We start from the raw sequence: 22,936 nt of genomic DNA, 5'->3' as shown, positions 1-22,936 counted from the left end.
CCGCCGCGCCGCGTGAGGTGCTGACGAAGGTCGCCGAGCTCGGCGTTTCCGCGTTCGGTGTCCCGGAAGCGCTCGGGGGCATCAGCGCCGAACGTTCGGCGGTGACCGGGGTACTCGTCGCGGAGGCGATGGCGCACGGCGATATGGGGCTGGCCGTGGCGGCGCTCGCCCCGTCCGCGGTGAGCACCGCGCTGGCCCTGTGGGGCGACGGGGACCAGCAGGCGACGTACCTGCCGGCGTTCGTCGGGGAGAACAGCCCGGCCGCGGCGCTCGCGGTCGCCGAACCACGCCCGCTGTTCGATCCGTTCTCCTTGCAGACCAAGGCATACCGCAGGGGCGGCGAGTTCGTGCTCAGCGGGGAGAAATCCTTCGTCCCGCTCGCGGCGAGCGCGGAGCTGTTCCTGATCGCCGCCGATATCGAGGGCCGCGGTCCCGCACTTTTCCTCGTGGAGTCCTCCGCGAACGGCCTTTCGGTGCGCCCGGAACCGGGCATGGGGATCCGTGCCGCGGGTACCGGGCGGGTGCGGCTGGACAAGGTCTCGGTGCCCGCGGCGGCGCTGCTCGGCGGCGGAGCGAGCGAGGTTTACGCCGACTGCGTGCGGTTGTCCAGGCTCGGCTGGTCGGCGCTCGCGCTCGGGACGGCGCGCGCGGTTCTCGACTACGTGGTGCCTTATGTCAACGAGCGGGAGGCATTCGGCGAGCCGATCAGCAACCGCCAGGGGGTCGCGTTCAAGGTCGCGGACATCGGCATCGAACTCGAGGGGCTGAAGCTGGTCACCTACCGGGCGGCCGCGCGGGCCGAGCAGGGCCTGCCGTACGCGCGCGAAGTGGCCTTGGCGCGAAAACTCTGTTCGGACAAGGCGATGGCGATCGGCAGTGACGGGGTGCAACTGCTCGGCGGGCACGGATTCGTCAAGGAACACCCGGTCGAGCGGTGGTACCGCGACCTGCGCGCGGTCTCGGTGATGGAAGGTGGCGTGCTCGTATGATCAACCTGGAAACCCCGCGCAAGCTCAAGACCCTCATCGATCAGGCGCGCTATGCCGCCACCGAGGTGCTGCGCCCGAACTCCCGCCGCTACGACGCGGCCGAACACAGCTACCCGACCGAGATGGACATGCTCGCCCAGCTCATCAACGGGGTGCAGGGCTCGGGCGCGGCCGGTGGCGCCGGCGCGGCCGGTGGGCGCGGTGACAAGAGCGAGAAGGAAGCCGAGCAGGAGTCCAAGGGCCCGCGCAACGGGGCGAATCTCGCCACCGTGCTCGGCGTGCTCGAACTGTGCTGGGGCGATGCCGGGCTGATGCTGTCCATGCCGGGGCAGGGGCTGGGCAACGCCGCGATCGCCGCCGTGGCCAACGACGAGCAGATGGGCCGGTTCGGCGGGAAATGGGCCGCCATGGCCATCACCGAACCCGAGACCGGTTCCGACTCCGGGGCGATCCGCACCACCGCGGTTGCCGACGGGGACGAATACGTGCTCAACGGCGAGAAGATCTTCGTGACCGCGGGAGAGCGCGCCGAGGTCGTCGTCGTGTGGGCGACCCTGGACCGGTCCCTCGGCAAGGCCGCCATCAAGTCCTTCCTCGTGGAACGCGACCGCCCGGGCTTCGAACTCGTCCGCCTGGAGCACAAACTCGGTATTCGTGCCTCGGACACCGCGCACTTCCGGCTGGACAACGTCCGGGTGCCCAAGGAGAACCTGCTCGGCAGCCCGGAGATCGACACCAGCAAGGGCTTCGGCGGGGTCATGCAGACCTTCGACAACACCCGGCCGATGGTCGCCGCGATGGCCGTCGGCGTCGCCAAGGCAGCGCTCGAGGCCACCCGCGCCGTGCTCACCGAGGCCGGGGTCGCGCTCGACTACGACGCCCCGGTTTTCGGCAGGCATGCCGCGGCCGCCGAATTCCTGCGCATGGAATCCGACTGGGAGAGCGCCTACCTGCTCACCCTGCAGGCCGCCTGGATGGCCGACAACAAACAGCCGAACTCCTTGCAGGCCTCGATGTCCAAGGCGAAGGCAGGACGCACCGCGACCGATGTCACGCTGCGCTGCGTCGAGCTGTGCTCCTCGGTCGGCTACGGCGAAGAGCAGCTGTTCGAGAAATGGGCCAGGGACGCCAAGATCCTGGACATTTTCGAAGGGACACAACAGATCCAGCAGCTCATCGTGGCCCGGCGGCTGCTCAACAAGTCGAGCGCGGAACTGAAATAGCGACAGAACCGGGAACTCGGTGGTCTAGCTCGCGGCCAGGTATCCGAAGTGCCGTAGCACCGCGGCCGCGACCTCGGCGGGGGCCAGCGTGTCGGTGTCGATGACGGCCTCGTCCATATCGGCCTCGGCAAGGCGCTCGCCGAGTTCCCGGTGCCTGCTCGCATGCCAGTCGAACCGGGCGCGCTGCGCGGCGGTGTAGCGGCCACGCAGCCTGGTCTCGGTGACCTGCGGGCTGGCCACCAGCCGGACGGGCCGGACGGTGAGGTTCAGGGACCGGCTGTAGCGATCGAGCTCCGCCCGGCTCCCGAGGACACCGCTGACCACGAGCTGGCGCGGCCCGGTGGCCCGGTAGTTGGACCACACGAGGGCCATGTTCCGGGCTTCGATGAGCGTATTGTCCGGGTCGAAGCCGGCCGGTGGCCAGGACCGGTGGAACCAGTCGATGTCCATGAGGCTGAACGCCTGCCCGGCGGTGGCCAGCAGATCCCCGATGTGTTCCAGCGCCGCGGACTTGCCGGTGCCGTACGACCCGTTGACGAAGATCGCGTACTCGCCATCGCCCGTGCTGTCCGGTGTGCCTCTCGCCCTGGTCACACCCCGGACCCTAGACGGTCGGGACCGGGCTCATGCCCAGTGCCGCTGGTCCGCGACAGCACCTCGGAACCCGGCGATGATGTTCTGTTCGCGGAACCGGCCTACTGGGCCTTGATCGGCCCGCCGTGCTCGATCCGCAGCGGCACATTGTGCCAACAATCGCGAAGCGGGAACGAGGAACCCGGTAACACGAGGATCGACACCGCGAAACTCGGACCGGCTTTCGTTATCCCGATCCCCTGGACATTTCCGGGCTGTCTGAGATATCGCTTTTTCAGCATGTCGGCGACCTGATCCGCTTGCCGGTAGCTGGCCGCCGGTCCACACCTGCCGACCGCGCGAGACCCCGGCACACTCCGGTTGTTCGGCGGGAAACCAAACCCCGGGGATTTCGACCCCGTACTCGGCGACGATGTCCGCGGTGTAGTCGAGGCGGGTGTCTGTGGCGAAACTGGCGGAGCGGACGGAGTACCCCCGCAACCGGCCAGCACGCTCACCAACACGATTCCCGCTGCGACTCGGGCGAACCGCATCCGGCGCCCCTCCGTTCCACGACTTGTTTCCCGTCGCCACCGTTATCGGTCACGCATTCCCCTCGTTACGCCGGCACTCGCCGGGGAAGCCTTGAACACTCACCCGCCGTCGAGGACCGCGACGGCGCGCCGCGAGATCCGGTAGCCCACCCGCAGGCTCTGAGAGGCCGAGTGCCTTGAGCTTGCGGATGTCGAGCTTGACCGGATCCTTGGCGCGCGAGCAATCCGGCGAGCACGGCGGGCAGTCCGGGATGCTCGCGGATCCGGTGCGGGGTGTTTCCGGTCCACGGGGCGTCCGCGCGTGCGTCGAGCCGTCCGAGCCGGGCACGCCCCGGCGCGCAGTGCGTCCTCGCGGCCGATTCCGGCGGGGTCCACCGCGGTGACGGCATCCACGGCGGCCACTCCGGCGACGGTGTGCAATCGGTGTCCCGTCCGCACCCGTGATCGTGCCCAGCGGCGGAACACCAGGGTGCTGGAACCGTCCGCGATTCCGTGTGCCACCGCGTTGTCGAACAGCCTCGTGCCGTCCTAGCCGAGCCGGAACCGGGCTCCGTCGGTCAGGGTGACCGGTTTGCCGAGCGGGTCTCCGGCGACGAGTTCGGCTGCCTGCGCGGGATCGGCGCTCGCCGCGAAGGCGCGGCGGCCGTCGGGCAGCAGGCAGGCGAGGTAGCCGGTTTCGGGTTCGCCGTCGCGACCGTAGGCGCAGGTGTAGGTCTCGATCTCGGCGGGACCGGTGTAGCCGAGTGCCACGGAACGCCGTGGCCGCGCGTCCACGGCGGCCTGTGCGTCGAGATGGCGGTACGGCGTCGTGGGTGCCTCGGTGCTCAGTGACACGGCGGCGTGTTTGGTGAGGAACCAGCCGAGCGCGGTGCACAGTCCGCGTTCCCCGGGATGGGCGCGCAGCCGCTCGGTCATGGCGGCGAGCGAGTGCATCACGTAGTTGCTTCCCGGACCTCCTGCGAAGGTGAGCCCGCCGGTCACGGTGGGCACCCTTGCCGGGTCGTAGGCGTCGATCCCGAGCGCGTCCGCGCCGACGCGCACCGCGCACGGGAAACACGAGTACAGGTCGAGGTGTTCGTGCCCGGAGGGGGTGCGGCCGGTATGTTCGCGCAGCGCCGTGCCGATCGCGGCGATGGCCTCGCTGCGGTGCAGGTGTTCGCGTTCGCCGACGAACCAGTGCTCGTTCGCCGAGGCGGTCGCGTTCACGAAAACCCAGCGCTCCCGCGGAATCCCAGCTGCGGTAGCGGTTTCGGCCGAGCACAGCACGAGCGCGGCGGCCTGGTCGACGAAGATGTTCGCGGTGAGCAGTTTGCGGTACGGCGCGGCGATCATCCGGTTGTCCGGGCCGGTCGCCAGGATGTCCGCCGCACTCGGCGCCGAGGTGTCCCAGGCGTGCGGGTTCTGCGCGGCGACGGAAGCGAACCGGGACCACAGGGTGCCGAGTGCGCGGTCGTGTTCCTCGATCGAACTGCCGTCCGCGGACCGGATCGCCTGCTCGAAAAGCGGGTAGTACTGGGCGGGCTGATTGAGTCCGGCGGCGAGCTCCCCCTCGTGCTGCGGGGTGCGGTCGGTGCCCAGAATCCGGCTTGGCGCGGTGCCTTCCGGCTGGACCGGGTCCTCGGTCAGCCGCCCGTCCTTCCAGGCGCGCACCACTTCGACGCCGCCGAGCAATGCCGCGTCCAGGGAACCGGAGGCGATCAGCCCGCAGGCGTCGGCGAGCAGTTCGACCGGGCTGGTGCCGCTGATCCTGGTGGCCACGGTTTCCTTGGCCTCGATGCCGAGCGAGCCGGCGAGCGCGCCAGCGAGATCCGGTAGCTGGGAGGCGAAACTGTCCACCGCGCCGACATAACGGATGCGTTCGGTGATGCCGCCGCCCGCTTCGGCGAGTGCGGTCCGGGCCGCGTCACCGAGTAGTCCGGTCGTGCTGAACCGGGCCTCGCGATCGGTCGAGCTGAGTTGCCCGACGCCGACGAGGACCGGGGTTCTGGGGTCGATCATGCTCTGGCCAGTGCTCCAATCCGGTAATCGTTCAGGTCGAACCGCTTGGTTCGGCGGTGGTATTCGGAGACGTTGCCCGGCCAGTTCGTCGGGACCCGGCCATCGGCCTGCCGATACCAGCTGGTGCAGCCGGACCAGGCGCTGCCGGCGAGCCGGGACTGCATCTCCTCGTCGTAACGGCGTTCCACGGCCGGATCGACCTCGAGGTCCGCGCCGGGATGGCGGGCGAGGAACGTGGCGGCCTTGGCGAGATAGCGGGCCTGCCGCTCCACCATGTACAGGATGGAACCGCTGCCGAGGTTCGTGTTCGGTCCGTACATGCAGAACATGTTGGGGAATCCGGGAACGGTCATGCCGAGATAGGCGTGCGCCCCGGAGCGCCATTCCTCGCTGAGCGGATGTCCGCCGCGGCCGCTGATCGCGATGGGAGCCAGGAAATCCGTCGCGGAGAAACCGGTCCCGTAGATGAGCACATCCGCCTCGTGCACCGCGCCGTCCTCGGTGCGCACCCCGGAGGGCGTGACCGAGTCGATCGGCGTGGTCTCGAGTGTCACATTGGGTTTGGTCATCGCGGGGTAGTAGTCGTTCGAGAACAGCACCCGCTTGCAGCCGATCGGATAGTCGGGGGTGAGTTTCGCGCGCAGTACCGGATCGGTGATGTGTTTGGCACGGAACCGTTCGGTGAGCCCGCGGAAGATCGAGGCGACCCGTTCGTCACCGGTGAGCGCGCGGGTGCTCAGTTCGCCCGCCGACCAGAAGAGCAGCCGTTCGAGGCCGAGAGTCTGGGGCAGGAACCGGAAAAGCGCGCGCCGAGCCGGGCCGTAGCCGGTGTCGGGCTTGGGCAGGATATAGGGCGCCGAACGCTGGAACACGGTCAGCCGCCGGGCGAGCGGCTGCACGCGCGGGACGAACTGGATGGCGCTCGCTCCGGTTCCGATGACCGCGATCCGCTTGTCCCGCAAGGGGATGTCGTGATCCCAGCGCGCCGAGTGGAACGCGTGCCCGGTGAACCCGGTCATGCCGGGGATGCGTGGCATGGCGGGCCGGGACAGCTGACCGACCGCGGGCACCAGCACCCTGGCCCGGTATTCGCGCCCGGCAGTGGTGCCGATGACCCATTCCCCGCGTGGCTCGTCGAATCGGGCCGCGGTGACCTCGGTACCGAACTCGATGAGTTCGCGTATCCCGAACTGGTCCGCGATCCGGTTCAGGTAGGCGAGGATCTCGGACTGCACCGTATAGCGATTCGAGGAATACGGATTCATGGCGTAGGAAAGCGAATAGTAGGGCGCCGGTACATCGCACCCCGAGCCCGGATACGTGTTCTCCCGCCACACCCCGCCGAGCGCGTCCGCGCGTTCGAGAATGGTGATGTCCCGGATCCCGTGCGCGCGTAACTCGATCGCGGCCGCTATTCCCGCGAATCCGGAACCGATGATGACGACGTTCATTCCGGTAACCACGGCAGATAATCGGGAAGATCACGGGAAACGGTCCCGGTGAATCGCGGTTCCCGTTTCTGGAGGAAGGACATGACTCCCTCGATCGCGTCGGCGTTGTCCGGAATGTTCTCGGTCAGCCGGGAATCGAGCCGCTGTGCCGCGAACGGGGAATCCAGTGCGCTCATCCGGTAGAGCATCTGCCGGATCACCGCGGCGGAGACCGGCGCGACCTTTGTGGCGATCTCCCGTGCGAGCGCGTATGCCGCGTCGAGCAGTTCGCCCGGCTCGTGCAGTCGCTGCACCAGACCGGCACTCCTGGCCTCCTCGGCGTCGAACACCCGGCCGCTGACCATCCAGTCGAGCGCGGTCCCCATCCCGACGAGCCGGGGAAGGAACCAGGTGGAGGCGCCCTCGGGGAAGATGCCCCGGCGGGAGAACACGAAACCGAACCGCGCGTCGGTGCTCGCCAGCCGGTAGTCGCAGGGCAGGCAGATGGTCGAGCCCGCGCCGACCGCTGCGCCGCGGATGGCCGCGATCACCGGTTTGTGCATCGCGAAGATCCGCATCGAGCAGCGGCCAGCCGGTTCCTTCCAGAACCCGTCGCGCTCATCGATCTCGCCGAGGTCCAGCGATCCGCTGGACAGGTCGCCGCCGACGCAGAAGTCCTTACCCGAGCCGGTGAACACCACGCAGCGCACCGCGTCGTCGTTGTCCGCGCGGTCGAAGGCCGCGGTGAGCTCATCGGCCATGGTGACGGTGTAGCCGTTGCGGGCCTCAGGGCGGTCGAGCGTGATGGTGGCGATCGCCCCGTCCACCGCGTAGTCGATCTCGCTGTACTCGGGCACCCGGGCCTCCTCGTTGCCGTAGCGGAACGATAGCAATATTGGCAGGGTGTCAACAAGCGTCGAGAGGGCTAGTGGCGGCGTCCCCGTTCGGCGCGCCAGACGTAGTCCAGCAGTCCCATGATCTGCCTGCGTCCTTCGGTGGAGAGGCTTTCCGCGCGCAGGGCGATGATCCGCCCGGGGGAATCGGCCTGCGCGGAGGTCTGCTCGTCGAAGAAATAGGTCACCGGGACGTCGAAGTAGCGGGCGAAGGCCTGCACGTAGCTGATCTTGGGGTCTCCGCGCTTGCCGGTGACCAGTTGCTGCAGGTACGCGGCCGAGATGGTCGGCCCGCCGAGCGCGCTGATGTCCTGGGCGATCCTGCGGTAGGAGAGTGGCCCGCGCCGCTCGCGGAGTTGTTCGATGAGCCTGCCGAGCCGTGCGGCGAACGAGTCGGCGCACCAGGTGGTGCCTCCGTGTGCCATGACCTGCGACCCCCATGGTTGCGGTTTCCCAGACCCGTCCCGGGGCAGGTGCTCCGGGACGGCGGACCGGCGAATGCGAATGATCGTACGGACGGCCGCAAACGTATGCAAATGTTGACGCTCTCGCTATGCTGCCCTGCAGGGGCGGAGGGCCACCGCGGTCATGGAGTGTCGTGGGGTTGTCACGCGCTGGGGGTGCGTGACAACCCCCGTTTCCCGCCTCGAGGGGACCGTTATCCTGGAACGCGTCGGGCGTGGCACGCCGCGCACGGAATGTTCAGGGAGTGCCGGTGGCTGGCGATCTGCAGTACGACGCGGCGGGTATGCGGTCCGCGTTGACGATGCTTCGCGATCTGATCGCGCGACTCGACGAGGAGCGCGGGGATCTCGGCGGCCTGGACACGGTTCCGGCGCCCGGCACGGCACCGGCGACCGAACGATTCCACCAGCGCTACCTCGACTGGGTCGGCGAGGTGTCCGAGGAACACGCCGCCACCCGGGAACAGGCCCAGCGCGCGGTGGACGCCCTTGTCGCGATCGACCTCGAGTACAACGCGGGGGAGCTGGCCAACGAGCTCGGCCTGCGCACGCATCTGCATGCGGACGCGCCGGGGAGCGGGGACCGCTGATGGCCTTGTGGGACTGGATGGCCGAACGGGCCTCGATGGTCGATGCCGCCCCGAACCGGGCGGCCGCCGCGCAGGCCCTCGTACGGCAGTGGGCACAGCGCCATCCGGGCGGTTGCCGCCCCGATTTCGCCGATCCTGCGCGCATCTACGAATACTTCCATTCCGGGGCAGGGCCCGAGGGATACCAGCGGGCCCGGCAGTTCGCGGACACGATCTCGGCCTCGCTGACCGCGGGCGCCGACGGGGTGCACGCGGTGCGCGCGACGCTCGCGGGCAGCTGGCAGGGCACGGCGGCGGAGGCGGCACTGGCCGCGCTCGCCCCGCTGCGCGACCGGCTGGACGAGATCGCCAAGCGCGCCCGCGCCGGGGCGGGCATGCTCGCCGAACAGGTCGACGCCTTCGTGGAGACCAGGAGGAGAGTCGTCCCGATCACCGAGCAACCACCGGACTGCGGCGGGCTCGGCGCGGTGCACAATCCGGTGCTCATGGTGCGAGGAGGGTCGGCGGCCGCGAACGCGGGGGCGTACCACGGTGGTGCGCGGACGAACCAGGACGCGTACGCGGAGTACGCCGCCGAGACGGGGAAGCAAACGGGGGAATTCCCAGGCATTGGCGGCGAGTGACCATGCTTCGCCTCCCGGTACGGCTCTCGGCGGAGACCTTCGCGGTCACCTGGCGGTACGCGAACGTCGGTGAGCTGCCCGATGCGCTCTACGTGCCGATGCCGGGCGGGGAACAGGACGATCCCTACGCGAGCGCGCACGCCGAACTGGCCGCGTTCGCCGAACTGCGCGAGCTGGCCGGGGATGACCGGCGCGGGTTCACCGCCGATCTGGAGGGCGTCTACCAGATGCTGGCCGGCGCTCAGGAGGAGTACTTCGCCTGGATCATCGGCACCGACGGGTTCGGGGTGAGCGCGCTGCTCGCCTGTCACGGCGGCCGCGCCATGCTGGCGGTGCTCGACGGGAACACGGTCCGTATCTCCCAGGTGAATCCGGATCCCGGGGCCCTGGTCGCGGCGCTGCCCGCGTTCCCGCCCGCGCGATTCCGCCCGGTCAGCGTGCCCAGCGCGGAACTGTTCGAGACCGCCCCGGAGGAACTGACCGGGGATGCCGCCCTGTTGCGCGAGGTGTTCGCCACCCGGCCGATCGGCAAGGGGCAGTACTACGTCGCGGTGCGCTCGCCCAATGGCCGCAGGCACATCGCGCCGAGCCCGGTGAACCACATCGACCCGGACCCGGGGCGGGTGCTGTTCTACACCACCGACAACGGCGGCGGCGAGTACATCACCGCGAAGCCGGGCACCGCCGAGGCGATCGCCGAACAGCTGCTGCGCACCCGCGAGGATCTGGTCACCGGGGCGCCGATTCCCGGGCAGGCGGGCAGCCCGGAGCATCCGGCGGACCGTAGGTAAGTGAGCCGGTACGCGGCGTTTCGGGTGTGACCCGTGGCGCACATCCGATATCTTCACCGCATCGGGTGTTGACCCGGTGCGCAACGGGGTGCGTTCTACTGCGGGTATCGCGGACACGTCGGTGCGGCCGGACAATACGGGCACAGACGGTTGAGGAACGCATGGGCTTGGCAGCAGAAACTGTGGACAGCGCCATCATCACGGCACTCGTGGTAGATGCGGAGCCGTTGTTCGCCGAGGGGATCCGCGAACAGTTCACGGCCAGCAGACAGCTGCGCTACCAGGGCCGGATCGGCCGGGTCCGCGAGGTGCTGCCCACCTGCGCGCGACTGGCTCCCGATCTGGTGCTGCTGGACGCCATGATGGACGAGTCCTGCTATCTCACCGCGACCCTCAAAGGGGCGCAGCATCCGCCGATCGTGGCGGTGCTGGTCCCCGAACCGCTGGTGCACGGCAGCTATGCGGACCGGGTACTCGCCGCGGGGGCCGATCTGCTGCTCCCGCGCACCGTGGCGGGGACCGAACTGCTCGGCGGGATCGACCGGGTGCGCCGCCGTTCCCCGGTCGTGCATCCGGCGCTGGGCGGGCAGCAGCGCATCGGGCGTCCCGGAAACCGCCCCGCGGTGCACTGGGCGATCACCCAGCGCCAGTTCGAGGTGCTGTGCCTGATGGCGGACGGCAAGCGCAACGAGGTGATCGCCGAGGAGCTGTTCGTGGCCCCGGAGACGGTGCGCACGCACGTGAAGGGGATCCGGCACGCGTTGAAGGCCACCAGCAGGGCGCACGCGGTGAGCCGCGCGTTCGAGCTGGGTCTGCTCCCGGTGGAACCGCTGCCCGAGTGACCCGACTACGGTTGGTCTCCGTGCCCGAGCATGAACCGACCTACGAGCTCGACGACGCCATGACGCGCCGGATGAAGGCGCTCGCGTGCACCGCGCCGCTGCACGATCTGGACGCGCGCAAGGGCATGCTCGACTGGGTGGACGCGGGCGTCTACCAGATGGCCGAGATCGCGCTGCACATGATCGACAAGGTCACCATCGCGATGGACTTCGATTCCGGGGCCGATCACGAACGGATGATCAACAAGGTCACGCCGTTCGTGGCCGCGCAGGCGCCCGGAAGGCCGAACACCGAGCACGCGCGGGTGGCCGGATGGGTGCTCGACAACCTGCTCAACGTGGGCACCGTGGACCGCGGATTCCGCCGGGTGTACGGAGAACTCGACGAGGGCGGCACGTATCGCCGCCGTGCCTTCGATTTCAAGTTGCTCGTCGAGCGGGCGGGCACCGACGGGCAGGTCTACCTGCGGGCCACCGACGAGGCGATCAACGTGCTAGTCGGCGCGCTGGACACCGATGTCGAGTCCGCTCAGGTCGCCGCGGAACTCAAGCTGGAGCACCTGATCAGTTCCGGGCGCCTCGCCGAGGCGAAGCTGGCCGCCGAGCAGGCGCGGTACCGCACCGTGCAGTTCGGCGAGACGCTGCGCGGGCGCCTGGACGCCACCCGCAGGGATGTGCGCGCCGTGGACTGGGAACGGGAGATCCCCGAACTGCTCGATTCCGCGCTGCGCCACGTGGAGGCCCGGTTCCGCGCGGAGAGCGCGATCCTGCGGGACATCACCGCCGCGCGCGACGACACCGAGGACGGCGAGCAGAAGCGCAGGGCCGCCGAACTGGTGGACATCGTGGGCGACTGCATCCGCAGGCACACCCAGTTGCAGGCGCGGTTGCAGTCCGCGGGTGCGGTGTTCCGCGCCGAGCAGGACCGGCAGCAGTTCTCCGGCCCCGCCAAGCGCGCCGCGATCGACCTGTACGGCCAGCTGCTCACCCCGATCCTCGAGCAGCCGGTCGGCACCGCGGCGCGCCCGCTCGAGGCGTATTTCCGTGCTGCCGCGGGAATCCGCCCGCCGACCGCGACCTCACTGCCCTCGCTGGTCTCGCTGTTGTTGCGGCCGGCCCCGGAACGCGCGAAGGTCGTCGGCGAGATACCGGAACCCCAGCTGGCCCCGAGCGAGGACAGCGAACGGTTCAGCGAGGAACACTGGCGGATGGCCGACGAACTGCTCGATCTGCCCGAAGTGGGCCGGGAACTGTCCGGGCTGCTCGCCGAGGCGGCCGAACGGGATCCGGACCTCGCGAGGCTGGTCGCGCTGCGTGCGGTGCACGCCTACAGCCCCGAGGTGGGTGCGGCCGTGCGTTCGGGACAGGGCAGGATGTTGGTCGCCGTTGCTACGGGCCGGACCATCGAGACCGAGGTCTACGGCGGCGACGAGCTGCTGCTCACCTCGGCGGAGATCAGCTCGGAGACCGGCACGGCCGAAGACGGTACGGCGGCACCGGCCGACGATGGGGCGAGCCAGGAGGAGGTACTGCGATGAGCGAGCTTGCGAGTGAATCATCGGTACAGCGTGTGCGCGAAGCGCCGAGCTCCCCCAGGGAGCGACGGCGATGAGTGCGAATGTCACGCTGAGCGACGCGGAGTCGGCCGCGCGGCTCGTCGCGTTCGGCCTGCGTCCCAAACAGGTGCCCTCGCGGGATGTGGTGTACGCCGATCTGGTGCGCCGCTACGGTGAGGACAGCATCTTCAAACAGCTCACCAACGGGGTGGCCGCGGGCATGGGCCTGATGGTCCTGGACGTGAGTGCCGGATCCGGGATCGTGCTTGCCGCGAACGAGGAGTCCGCCTTCGAGACCAAGATGGATTCCTACGCGCGCGCGGCCAAGATCCGGGACCGCAGGGAGACCGAGAAGGTACTGCACGGGATCATTCATCTCGCCGTGGCCGCGCTCGGTTTCCCGCGACCGGACGATCTGGCCAACGACACCTATGTCGGCAGGGTGAGCGTGGAGCAGGTGGACGGCGTGGTGCGCGAGGCCTGCCGGGTGCTCGACGAACGCGCGGCGGGCAAAGGGGATCCGCTGGTGGATGCCCCGGAACTCGAGCACGCGTGGCAGGCCTACATGCGCAGGCCCGAGGCCGCGGCGACCAAGGATGGGCGGCTCGCCGCGGACAGTACCCGGGGAATGGTGTCCCGGGCGCTGCGTTTCCTTGCCGAGCAAGGGTTTCTGGTCGCGGTGAACGCCGATGCCGAAGGCGTGTACCGCACCACCCATCGCTATCAGGTCCAGGTGCGCGAGCTGGCCGCGGATAACGCCTTCGCCGAGCTGCTCGAGCTCGGCGTAGTCACCGTGCCCGAGTCCGGCGGATCGCTTCGAACGTCCACTGTGGACACTCTGTAGAGGAGAACATGTACGAGCTTTCGAGGGTGCGGCTGCACTCCGTGGGTCCGCCTGGCGCGCGCTACCAGGATGTGCTGCTCGATTTCTCCGGCGCGGGCGCGAAAGTGCAGAGCCAGCAAGGAGATCTGCTCGAGGTGACGGAACCGCCGAGGCGCCCGTCCCCGGCGAGTGTGCTGTTCCTGGAGAACGGCGGCGGGAAGTCGGTCCTGATCAAGCTGATCTTCTCGGTGATGCTGCCCGGCAGGCGCCAGGTGGTGGGCACCACGAGCACCCGGGTGCTGGAGAAGTTCGTGCTGCCCAACGATGTGGCGCACGTGGCGCTGGAGTGGATGCACACCGGCTCGGGGGAGCGGCTGGTCACCGGCAAGGTCTCGGAGTGGCGCGGGCACGTCAGTTCGGCGGACCCGGCCAACCTCATCGACACCTGGTACTGCTTCCGTCCCTCCGAGGCACTCGAGCTGGAAACCCTCCCGCTCACCAAGGACAACAGGCTGCTCACCGTCTCGGCGTTCCGGGACCGGCTCGGCGAGGCGCAGTCCGAGGACCCGGGGATCGACCTGTTCTGGACCCGGCGGCGCGGGGAGTGGACCGAGCGGCTGGACATGCTCGGCCTGGACACCGAACTGTTCCGCTATCAGCGGGCGATGAACGCGGGCGAGGGTGAGGCGGCGGACGCGTTCTCCTTCGCCACCGACGAGGCCTTCGTGGAGTTCCTGCTGCGCGCGGTGCTCCCCGAGGACGGGCCGGTCGAACTGGCCGAGGTGCTCACCAACTACTCGGAAAGCCTTGCCCAGCGCGGGGAACTGAACGTGGAGCGGGACTTCGTGGCCGGGGCGCTCGAACTGTGCGGCCCGCTGGCCAAGGAGGAAGCGCTCACCATCGCCTGCCGCGAGGAGGCGGAACGGGTCTACGCCCAGCTCGCCGGATTCGCGGGCGCGGTCGCGGCGCGCGTGGACGTGGAGCGGGCCCGGCTCGAGGAGTACGAGGCCGGGCTGACCGAGGCACAGGAAACCCTCGGGCTCGCCGAATCGACACGGCGCCGGGCCGCGGCCGAGGTGGCCGCGCTGCGGCGGGCGGTCGCCGGACTGCGGCTCTCCGAAGCCGAAGCCGAACGCGCGGAAGCCGATGAGGTGCTCGCCGAGACCCGGCGCACCGCGGACGCGTGGCGGGAGACCTCGACGGTGCTCGAGCAGCGCGGGGCGTCCGAATCCGCGCGGCGGCTGCGCGAACTGGCGCACAGCCTCGAAGAGAAGGCGCGGCCGGCCCTCGCCGCCAAGAACGCGGCGGCACAGGCACTTGCGCGCGGACTGCTCGCCCTTGCCAAGGACGCGGGCCAGGCCGCGGAACGGGAACAGGCCAGCGCCGGGGAACAGACCGAACGGGCGGCGCAGGCGCAGACCCGGCAGAACGAGGCGACCTCCGAGGCGGCGACCGCGACCGCGCGCGCCGACGCCCTGGCCGAACGGGTCGAGGAGGTGCGCGCCCGGTTGCGCACCGCGGCTGGCGAGGGTCTCCTCGATTCGGCGGGCGAGGACGTGACCTCGGCGGCGGCCCGCGCCGGTGAGGCACTGGAGACCGCGCGCGAACGGCTCGCCGAACACGAGGCGGAGGCCGAGCGGATCGGCGAGGCACACTCCGCGGCCCAGCTGAGCCTGCAGGAGGCCCGGCAGGGCGCGGCGACCGCGGCCGAACGTAACCAGCGCGCCGCCGAGGCGAAAGCCGAGGCAGAGGAACGGATCGCCGTCCTGGAGGCGGAACCGCGGCTGGCCGCGCTGCTCGATGTGGAGGACATCCGCCTCGACTCCGACTACTCCGCACTGCGCAGGCTGCTCGCCGAATCCAGTGCCGAGGCCGGGCGGGTCCGGCTCGAACTCGAGGTGGCCGAGGCCAGCGACAAGCAGGCCCGGCTCGCGCTCGCCGGCGGGGATCTGCTGCCGCCGCCACCGGAGATCGGCGAGGTGTGCGCGGTACTCGAGGAGGAGGGCATCACCGCCTGGCCCGGTTGGACCTTCCTCGCCGCGATCGGGGATGTGGCCGAGCGGGCCCGCATCGCCGAGCACGCGCCGCAGCTGGCGAGCGGGGTGCTGCTGAACAAGGCGAGTCAGCTGGAGTTCGCCAAGCAGATCCTCACCGAGCGTGAGCTCTACCCGAACACCTTCATCGCCATCGGCACCACGGATTCGCTGCGGGCGGGCGGGGTCGCACCGGGTGCGGACTTCGTGGTGCCCTCGAACCCCGCGCTCTACGATCCGCATGCGGCGGCGCGGGAACAGGAGGCGATCGCCCGCAGGCACACCGAACGCCAGGACCGGCTCACCGAACTCACCGAGCGCCAGCGCGCCGATGACGAACTGGCCGCCCGGCTCGAACGCTGGCGCGAGGAATACCCGGAGGGCAGCGCAACCGAGCTCGCCGCGGCGGTGGAGTTCACCGAGACCGCGGTGGCCGAGGCCGAACAACGGGTGCGGCGCTGCGAGGAGGAACTGGACCGCCTCGCCACCGAACGGGCCGCGCTGCGGGAAAGCGTGCCCGCCGCGCGCGAGGAGCTGCGCGGGACGGAGGAAAACGCGCGGCGGTTGACCGAACTCGCCGAGCTGAGCGAGCACCTGCGCGAGTGGACCGAGGCCGAACAGCGTGAGCGGGAGAACGTGGCCCGCGCCGCGGAACGGGCCGCCGAGGCCGAGGAGGTCGCCGAGCTGGCCCGGGCCGAGGCCGCCGAACACCAGCGCGCCGCGGACGGGCACAGCGGAACGGCCGACCGGGCCCGCGCCGAGCTCGCCGAGGTACCCGGGGCCGGTGAGGTCAGTGAGGCCGATCCGGCACCCGAGGAACCGATCGAGGTGCTGCGCAGGACCTACCGCTCCGCCGAGGACTCGTACGCCAGGGTGGAGGTCGGCAGTGATCTGCGCGCCGAGCTCGACCAGGCCGAGCGGGCCGAGGCGGCGAGCCTGGCCGCGTTCGAGGCGCTCGACCCCGAGGTGCGCGAACTGGCCAGCGAACTCCTGGAAACCCCGGAAGGATCGGATGCCTCGGCGCGCACCGCGGCGCGGGAACGCGCGGCCCGCGCGGTCGAGGCGGCGGAAAACCGGCGGTCGAACGCGATCGCGCTGGTCGCGACCCGCAAGGCCGAGCTGGCCGGGCTGCCCGAGGCGCGCGAGGCCGAGGTGCCCCAGCCACGGGACATCGCGCACGGCCAGCAGCTGGTGGACGCCGCGATCGCCGAGGAATCCGAAGCGGCGCGCGAACACGAGCGCCGGGTCCGTGAACACGAAGCCGCGGAACGGGCGCTGGCCTCGGCCCGGGCGAGCACCGAGGGTTTCGGGGTACTGCTGGACTCGATGGACGCGCGCCCGGACGGGGAACACGAGCCGTTCGAGGGCGATATCGAGGCCGCCCGGTCCCGGTATGCCACGCTGCGCGGGGAGTGGACGCACGCGCAGGAGACGGCGAATCGCGCCGAGGAGCGGGTGCGCCAGGCCTCCGATTCGCTCGCCCAGTTCGCCACCGAGAGCCGGTTCGAACAGCTGCAGGTGCCGGTGCGCAGGCAGATGCTCGCGGTGCGCCGCGCCGAGCTGCCGACCTACTCGGGGGAGTGGGCGGAGGCGTTGCGGCCGCGGCTGCGCACCCTCACCGATGATCTCGCCGCGATCGACCGGCACCGCAGCGGGATCATCACCCGGCTGCACGGCATGGTCGAGGACGCGCTGCGCACCCTGCGCTCGGCCCAGCGGGTCTCCCGGCTGCCCGACGGGCTCGGTGACTGGTCCGGGCAGGAGTTCCTGCGGATCGCGTTCGGCTCGCTCGAGGACACCGAACTGGTGGAGCGCCTCGGCGAGGTCGTGGACGAGGCGGCGACCGGAAAGAATGGGACCCCGCAGGGCATGTCGCTGTTGCTGCGCGGGGTGCTCGCCGCCGCACCCAAGGGTTTCCGGGTCGAGATGCTCAAACCCGACGCGGTCCTGCGCACCGAACGGCAGCGGGTCTCCGAGATCCGGGACGTGTTCTCCGGCGGGCAGCAGCTGACCGCGGCCATCATCCTCTACTGCACCATGGCCGCACTGCGCGCGAACAACCGAGGACGGGCCAAGCACCGGCATTCGGGGGTGCTGTTCCTGGACAACCCGATCGGCCGCGCCTCCGCGGGATACCTGCTCGAACTGCAGCGCGCCGTGGCCCGCGCGCTCGGGGTGCAGCTGATCTACACCACGGGGCTGTTCGACGCGAACGCGCTCGCCGAGTTCCCGATGATCGTGCGGCTGCGCAACGACGCCGATCTGCGGGCGGGGCGCAAATACCTTGCCGTGGAGGAGACCATCAAGGCCGAACTGGACGCGCTTCCCGAAGCGGACGAAACCGCGGGGCTGACCTCGACGCGGATCTTCTTCCGGGAGACCGAACCCAAGATCGTCGAAGCACAGGTTCAGGAAGCCGAGGGCTGACCGGGCAGCTGCCCGGTCAGCCGGTCCGCTCTCAGTCCTGCGGGTAGTAGACCTTCTCCCGCGGGAAGTACTTGGGTGTCGGCGGGGCGTCGATCGGCAGCAGCATCAGATGGCCCGGCCCGACCCCGGGGGAGTGCACGTTCCAGACGTCCGGGCGCGGGGTGATCCAGCCCGGGTGCCATTCCATCCGCCAGCGCAGCGGGGTGCGCTGCTTGGTCCAGTCCAGGTTCGCGTAGTTGAGCTCGTACGCCCACTTGGTCAGCGGACCTGCCTTGTTGACCTGGGTACGCAGATAGGGGATCGCCGCGCCCCGGTCGGAGAACTGGTCGATGATGTCGCACTGGCAGCCGAACATGAGGGTGCCCACCTCGCCGGGGGCCAGCATGCCCTCGCCGTTCAACCGGGTGGCCAGATCCTCGCCGACGCGCATGTACTCGGTCGGCAGTGCCCAGTTGCCGAAGATCGGCGGGGTCTGCCACGGCAGGCCGTGCAACAGTTCCGGGATCAGGGTGCCGATGGTGAGCACCAGGCCGACGACCGCGCGCACCGCGGTGGACCGGGCGGTGCTGAGCCGCTTGGCCAGCGGATCAAGGGCCCCGGCGAAGAAGAAGGTGAGCAGGGCGACGGTCGGCACGTAGTACCAGAGGAACACCGCCGGGTTGATCACCAGGTAGACCAGGAAGTACAGCACCCCGGCACCACCGAGGATGGCCAGCGGGGCCAGCCGCCCGCCGCGCACCTTCACCGCCCAGTAGATCAGCGCGATCAGGCCGAGCAGTGCGGGAATGAGCGCGAGGATCGCCGGCACCGCGGAGTTCGCGCTGGAGACGAACAGCCCGAGACCGGTCGCGAACGTCCAGCCGCCGGGCAGATGGGTCTGCTGCTTGATGGCCAGCGTGTCCGGGATCGCCGAGCCGAGGGTCAGCCAGCTGGTCACGAACCAGGGCAAGCCCACGATCAGGGTGGGGACGAGGGCGCGCCACCACTTTCTGCGGACGCCGACCAGGGCCAGGCTCAGCGCGAACACCACGACGATGCTGTCCAGCCTGGTGAGGATGGTCAGCCCGGCGAGCACCCCGAACAGCACCGGGCGCCCGCGCAGTCCCTCGGCGAACAGCCCGACGAGCAGGGCGAGCAGCACCTGGGTCTCCAGGCCGATCGCGGAGAGCGCGAGCGGCGAGATCAGGACCAGTACCAGCCCGGTCAGCGCGGAGACCCAGGAGATCCCGAGCCGCTTGCTGATCACCGACCACCACGCGGCGGTGGCCACCATCGCGCCGACCGTCTCGATGCCGAGCACCACGATCGGCGAGGTGTCCCCGGTGATCAGCTTCGTCAGGAACATCAGGGCGGCGAGCAGCAGCACGTTGAACGGGGATGTCGCGCTGTTCGACTCCAGCCCCGGCTTCATGCCCCAGGTGCCGTCGGTGGCGAACGCGCGAGCGTAGTCGAGGGTGATGTACCCGTCGTCGGTGAGCCCGGCGTGCGTCAGCCAGTAGGCGAACAGCCCGACGACCAGCGCGATGAGCGCGAACCACTGCGTTCTCGAGCCGAACTGGCGCATGGTGCTACCGGTGCTGGCCGGAACCTCCCGTTTCGGACGGGTGATGGTGCTGCTTCCCATGGAGTGCGGGCCTGTTTCAGACGTGAGCGGTCACTTCCGACCGCGATGTACGGATGACATTGCGTACCACCCAGCGCCCTGTCGCGATCGCGAGGGCGATGACCAGCAGGGCCTCGATGACGGAACCGGTCGTGCCGATGTCGTACGGCGAGCCGTCGGCCATGGTCAGGAACAGCGCGCCGCCCGCGAACAGGATCGGGACGATCCGCCACCTGCTCCGCATGCTCGCGCCGAGCAGGAGCACCGGCCAGACGAGGTACCACGGCCACAGCACGGGGGTGGCGATGATGACCGCGGTCAGCAGGATCGCGCTCGCCCGTGCGGTGCCGACCTTCGGCAGCCGGGCGAGCACCGCGATCACGAGCAGGAGCACGCACAGGTAGGCGACGATCTGGATCCCGGTGAGCACATTGGCCCGTGGCAGGGTCTCCTCGCCGATGCCGAACCAGTCCATGGCCAGATCACAGATCGCCCGCTGGATCGCGTTCAGCGGGGTGAACGTCGGTGCGGCGCGGCTCGGTGAGTTGATGGCGTCCAGGTTGATCCAGCGCAGCCCGAGCGTGGTGATCAGCGAGACGATGCCGGTGACCACCACGCAGATGGCGAAGGCGATCCCGACCCTGGCGACCCGTTTGCCGACCGCCCTGCTGCGGTAGGCCCAGGCGAAGCCGAGGATCGCGACCACGGCCGCGGCCGGGATCTTGATCATCATCGCGCAGGTGGCCACACCGATGGCCAGGGGCGCCGAGTAGCGGATGTCGCGCCGGGTGAACAGCGCCAGCGCGGCCATGACGAGCCCGATCATCAGCCCGTCGTTGTGCCCGGAGAGGACCACGGCGCCGAGCGCGAGCGGGCTGGTCACCCCGATCCAGGTGGCCACCACCGGGTTCGTACCGGCGAACCTGGCCACCCGGGGGACACAGACCGCGGCCAGCGCGAGACCGGCGAGCATCAGCAGCCGCATCACCACGACCGCGGTCGTCGGATGATCCCGGGCCAGCGGGGCGATCAGCGAGTCGATGCCCATGAACCCCGGGCCGTACGGGGACGGCACGTCCATCCAGATGCCGGGGATTCGGTGCTGGAGCAGATCGGTGAGCCCGGCCGTCGCGGGACCGTTGGTGTACGGGTTGTTGCCCGCGCGCAGCACGAGCCCCTGGCCGAGGTAGGTGTAGACATCGGTGCTCAGCGCGACCGGGGCGACCAGCCAGGGCAGCGCCCAGGTGCCGCCGACGGCCCAGAGCTGGCGGATGCGCCACCGCCCGGCGCGCACGCCGAGGCCGAGCGCGAACCAGGCGACCGTCACCGCGGCGAGCCCGAGATAGAAGACCGTGCGGAGCGTGCTCGGGTTGTCGAACCAGCTCTGCGGGAGGGTGAACCACCATATCCGGCTCGGGTCCTCGGGAAGGCGTCCTGCCTCGAGGCCGACGATCGCGGTGCTGATGGTGCCGAGCAGGCCGAGCAGCGCCGCGGCGATCTGGGTGGCGGGGTGGATGAGCAATCGGTGCAGGCGGTGATCCCCGCGACGGTTCCGCGGACCGCCGCTTCGCTGGGTGGTTTCCGGCTCAGATGTTCCGGCCGCGACCGACTTGTCGTCGAGTGCCGGGTCTACAGGTTCGACCTGCTGCCCAACTGTCGGCGACACACGCATCACGCCTCTCCGCATTGTCCTGATCCCCGGGTGCCGAGCCCGGGCACACGCCCAACCAGTGTGCCCGATCCCGGTGCGGGACGGTCAGCTGACCCTCCGGAATCGGCCGGATGCTGTGGTCGGCGCCACGTTGACGAGTTTCGGGTTCCCGGCGCGTGGGGTGCCGAGCCTCCCCGATAGCCTGTTCACCGGGGCATGCTCATGTCCCGGGTACCCGGATCCGGCACGAGCCAGAAGCGAGCGAGATGGCCACGAGCGAAACGGCGCGACGGCAGAACACAGACAACGGAGCGGGGACGGTGCTGGACCGTTTCCACCGTGCCGACACCGCGGTCCTGCGCAGCGTGCAGTCCGCGCTCGACAAGGCCCCCCTTGTCGGTGGCGCGCGGGCGCTGTCCGCGGCGGGGGAGCACGCCATCGGCTGGCTGGCCATCGGCCTGCTCGGCGCGGCAGTGGACACCGAGCGCCGCAAGCGGTGGATCACCGCCACCGGCGCGGTCGCCGTCTCGCACGCCGGGGCGATCCTGATCAAGCGTGTGGTGCGCCGCCCGCGCCCGCACGACGAGCGGGTGCAGGTGCTCGCGAAGACCCCGAGTTCGCTTTCCATGCCCTCCGCGCACGCCATGTCCACCGCGAGCGCCGCGGTCGTGTTCGGCCCGCTGCTCGGCCTTCGGTTCGGCCGGGTCGCGCTCCCGGTGATGGCGCTGAGCAGACTCCTGCTCGGCGTGCACTATCCGAGCGACGTGCTCACCGGCGCGGTGCTCGGGGCGGCCATCGGGAAAGCGGCGAACCAGCGAAACGGCGAGAGTCATGAGTGAAACCACCCAGGCACAGACCACCGCGGTGAAACCGGTCCGGCTGATCCTCGGCCTGATCGCGGCGATCCGGCCCAAGCAGTGGATCAAGAACGTGCTCGTGGCCACGGCCCCGTTCGTCGCGGGGCAGTTGTTCACCGAGCACGTGCTGCTGGCCACCATCCTGGCCTTCGTGGTGTTCACCGTCGCCGCGGCGGGCACCTACCTGATCAACGACGCGCGGGATGTCGAGGCGGACCGCAGGCACCCGAAGAAGCAGTTCCGCCCGATCGCCTCCGGTGCGGTGCCGCTCTCGGTCGCCTACGGCGTCGGCATCGTGCTCATGCTCGCCGCCCTCGCGCTGTGCCTGCTCGTCTCCTGGCAGCTGCTGCTGGTCATCGCGGCCTATGAGGTCATCCAGCTCGCGTACTGCTTCGGGCTCAAACACCAGCCGGTGCTCGAGATGTTCGCCGTCGCCTCCGGTTTCGTGCTGCGCGCGGTCACCGGCGGGGTGGCCACCGAGGTGAAGCTCTCCCCGTGGTTCGTGATGTTCTGCGCCTTCGGGGCGCTGTACATGGTCGCCGGGAAGCGCGCCGCCGAGCGGGCCCTGATCGACAAGAAGGACCAGAAACTCACCCGCAAGGTGCTGCACTCCTACTCGCCGTCCTACCTGCGATTCGTCTGGGCCCTGGCGGCCACCGTCACCGTGGTCATGTACACCCTGTGGACCCTGACCGTGCACCCGATCTCCAGCTCCGTGTGGTCCTGGATCTCGGTGATCCCGTTCGTGATCGCGATCCTGCGCTACGCGGTCGACGTGGACAACGACGCAGCGGGTGCCCCGGAGGACATCGTGCTCGGCGACCCGGTGCTGCCGATCCTCGGCATCCTCTGGGCTGCCACCGTCACCATGGCCGTCTACATCGGCTGAGCGCACCCTGAAGCACGCGAATACGCGAACGCCCCCGCTCCTGTGGAAGCGGGGGCGTTCTGCCGTCCGTGGTCAGATCGGGAGCTTGCGGAAGATCGGCCGCGGGATGTGCCGCAGCGCGCTCATC

General features: G+C 69.9%; 18 protein-coding genes. 11 read left to right on the top strand and 7 right to left on the bottom strand.

Annotated features, from left to right (window positions below):
- The coding region (locus AD72_RS34765; RefSeq protein ID WP_031470905.1) for an acyl-CoA dehydrogenase family protein at window positions 1-989 on the top strand (989 nt) is incomplete at its 5' end.
- Complete coding sequence (locus AD72_RS34760; protein WP_031470904.1) at window positions 986-2,212, top strand: acyl-CoA dehydrogenase family protein; 1,227 nt, start codon at window positions 986-988, stop codon at window positions 2,210-2,212. The genes AD72_RS34765 and AD72_RS34760, both read left to right, overlap by 4 nt.
- 24 nt (window positions 2,213-2,236) lie before the next feature.
- Here the strand turns inward: AD72_RS34760 and AD72_RS34755 are convergent, their stop codons facing one another.
- The 5 genes from AD72_RS34755 to AD72_RS34730 all read right to left on the bottom strand — a co-directional run bounded on the left by AD72_RS34755 (window position 2,237) and on the right by AD72_RS34730 (window position 8,085).
- Window positions 2,237-2,806: a hypothetical protein gene (locus AD72_RS34755; protein ID WP_051899347.1), complete on the bottom strand. Its 570-nt coding sequence runs from the start codon at window positions 2,804-2,806 to the stop codon at window positions 2,237-2,239.
- 1,061 nt (window positions 2,807-3,867) lie between these two features.
- Window positions 3,868-5,337, bottom strand: a complete 1,470-nt coding sequence (locus AD72_RS34745) for a hypothetical protein (protein WP_031470902.1) — start codon at window positions 5,335-5,337, stop codon at window positions 3,868-3,870.
- Window positions 5,334-6,788: a flavin-containing monooxygenase gene (locus AD72_RS34740; RefSeq protein WP_031470901.1), complete on the bottom strand. Its 1,455-nt coding sequence runs from the start codon at window positions 6,786-6,788 to the stop codon at window positions 5,334-5,336. The genes AD72_RS34745 and AD72_RS34740 overlap by 4 nt, the downstream gene beginning before the upstream one ends.
- Window positions 6,785-7,624, bottom strand: a complete 840-nt coding sequence (locus AD72_RS34735; RefSeq protein ID WP_031470900.1) for an enoyl-CoA hydratase-related protein — start codon at window positions 7,622-7,624, stop codon at window positions 6,785-6,787. Before AD72_RS34735 ends, AD72_RS34740 begins: the two co-directional genes overlap by 4 nt.
- A gap of 68 nt (window positions 7,625-7,692) precedes the next feature.
- The gene (locus AD72_RS34730; protein ID WP_031470899.1) at window positions 7,693-8,085 is read right to left on the bottom strand and encodes a helix-turn-helix domain-containing protein; all 393 of its coding nucleotides are present in this window, start codon (window positions 8,083-8,085) and stop codon (window positions 7,693-7,695) included.
- 290 nt (window positions 8,086-8,375) lie between these two features.
- On the opposite strand from AD72_RS34730, the gene AD72_RS37015 reads away from it, so the two are divergent.
- The 7 genes from AD72_RS37015 to AD72_RS34695 all read left to right on the top strand — a co-directional run bounded on the left by AD72_RS37015 (window position 8,376) and on the right by AD72_RS34695 (window position 17,809).
- Complete coding sequence (locus AD72_RS37015) at window positions 8,376-8,714, top strand: hypothetical protein (RefSeq protein WP_156365523.1); 339 nt, start codon at window positions 8,376-8,378, stop codon at window positions 8,712-8,714.
- Entirely contained in the window at window positions 8,714-9,337 is a 624-nt protein-coding gene (locus tag AD72_RS37010; protein WP_031470897.1) for a PPE domain-containing protein, read from the top strand. Before AD72_RS37015 ends, AD72_RS37010 begins: the two co-directional genes overlap by 1 nt.
- Window positions 9,338-9,339: 2 nt before the next feature.
- Window positions 9,340-10,128 carry an ESX secretion-associated protein EspG gene (locus AD72_RS34715; RefSeq protein ID WP_031470896.1) on the top strand — a complete coding sequence of 263 codons (789 nt, stop codon included), beginning with the start codon at window positions 9,340-9,342 and terminating at the stop codon, window positions 10,126-10,128.
- Between the two features lie 167 nt (window positions 10,129-10,295).
- The gene (locus AD72_RS34710; RefSeq protein WP_157182890.1) at window positions 10,296-10,970 is read left to right on the top strand and encodes a response regulator transcription factor; all 675 of its coding nucleotides are present in this window, start codon (window positions 10,296-10,298) and stop codon (window positions 10,968-10,970) included.
- A gap of 59 nt (window positions 10,971-11,029) precedes the next feature.
- Window positions 11,030-12,508, top strand: a complete 1,479-nt coding sequence (locus AD72_RS34705; protein ID WP_051899348.1) for a hypothetical protein — start codon at window positions 11,030-11,032, stop codon at window positions 12,506-12,508.
- Between the two features lie 70 nt (window positions 12,509-12,578).
- Window positions 12,579-13,370, top strand: a complete 792-nt coding sequence (locus AD72_RS34700) for a hypothetical protein (RefSeq protein ID WP_031470894.1) — start codon at window positions 12,579-12,581, stop codon at window positions 13,368-13,370.
- A gap of 8 nt (window positions 13,371-13,378) precedes the next feature.
- A complete protein-coding gene (locus AD72_RS34695) occupies window positions 13,379-17,809 on the top strand; it encodes a coiled-coil domain-containing protein (RefSeq protein WP_031470893.1) in 4,431 nt (1,476 codons plus the stop codon).
- A 31-nt stretch (window positions 17,810-17,840) separates the two neighbouring features.
- Here the strand turns inward: AD72_RS34695 and AD72_RS34690 are convergent, their stop codons facing one another.
- Window positions 17,841-19,433, bottom strand: a complete 1,593-nt coding sequence (locus AD72_RS34690; RefSeq protein WP_051899346.1) for a glycosyltransferase family protein — start codon at window positions 19,431-19,433, stop codon at window positions 17,841-17,843.
- Window positions 19,434-19,449: 16 nt separating this feature from the next.
- Window positions 19,450-20,934: a polyprenol phosphomannose-dependent alpha 1,6 mannosyltransferase MptB gene (gene mptB / locus AD72_RS34685; RefSeq protein WP_031470891.1), complete on the bottom strand. Its 1,485-nt coding sequence runs from the start codon at window positions 20,932-20,934 to the stop codon at window positions 19,450-19,452.
- Window positions 20,935-21,329: 395 nt separating this feature from the next.
- Here mptB and AD72_RS34680 point away from each other — a divergent pair, with 395 nt between their 5' ends.
- Together AD72_RS34680 and AD72_RS34675 are read left to right on the top strand one after the other, a co-directional pair.
- Window positions 21,330-21,902 carry a phosphatase PAP2 family protein gene (locus AD72_RS34680; protein WP_156365521.1) on the top strand — a complete coding sequence of 191 codons (573 nt, stop codon included), beginning with the start codon at window positions 21,330-21,332 and terminating at the stop codon, window positions 21,900-21,902.
- On the top strand, window positions 21,895-22,809 hold the full coding sequence (locus AD72_RS34675) for a decaprenyl-phosphate phosphoribosyltransferase (RefSeq protein WP_031470889.1): 915 nt from the start codon (window positions 21,895-21,897) through the stop codon (window positions 22,807-22,809). Before AD72_RS34680 ends, AD72_RS34675 begins: the two co-directional genes overlap by 8 nt.
- Window positions 22,810-22,936 lie beyond the last annotated feature (127 nt).

The sequence above is a fragment of the Sciscionella sediminilitoris genome (genome assembly GCF_000737195.2).
Lineage (GTDB): Bacteria > Actinomycetota > Actinomycetes > Mycobacteriales > Pseudonocardiaceae > Sciscionella > Sciscionella sediminilitoris.
This window is presented reverse-complemented; position numbering and strand designations above follow the sequence as displayed.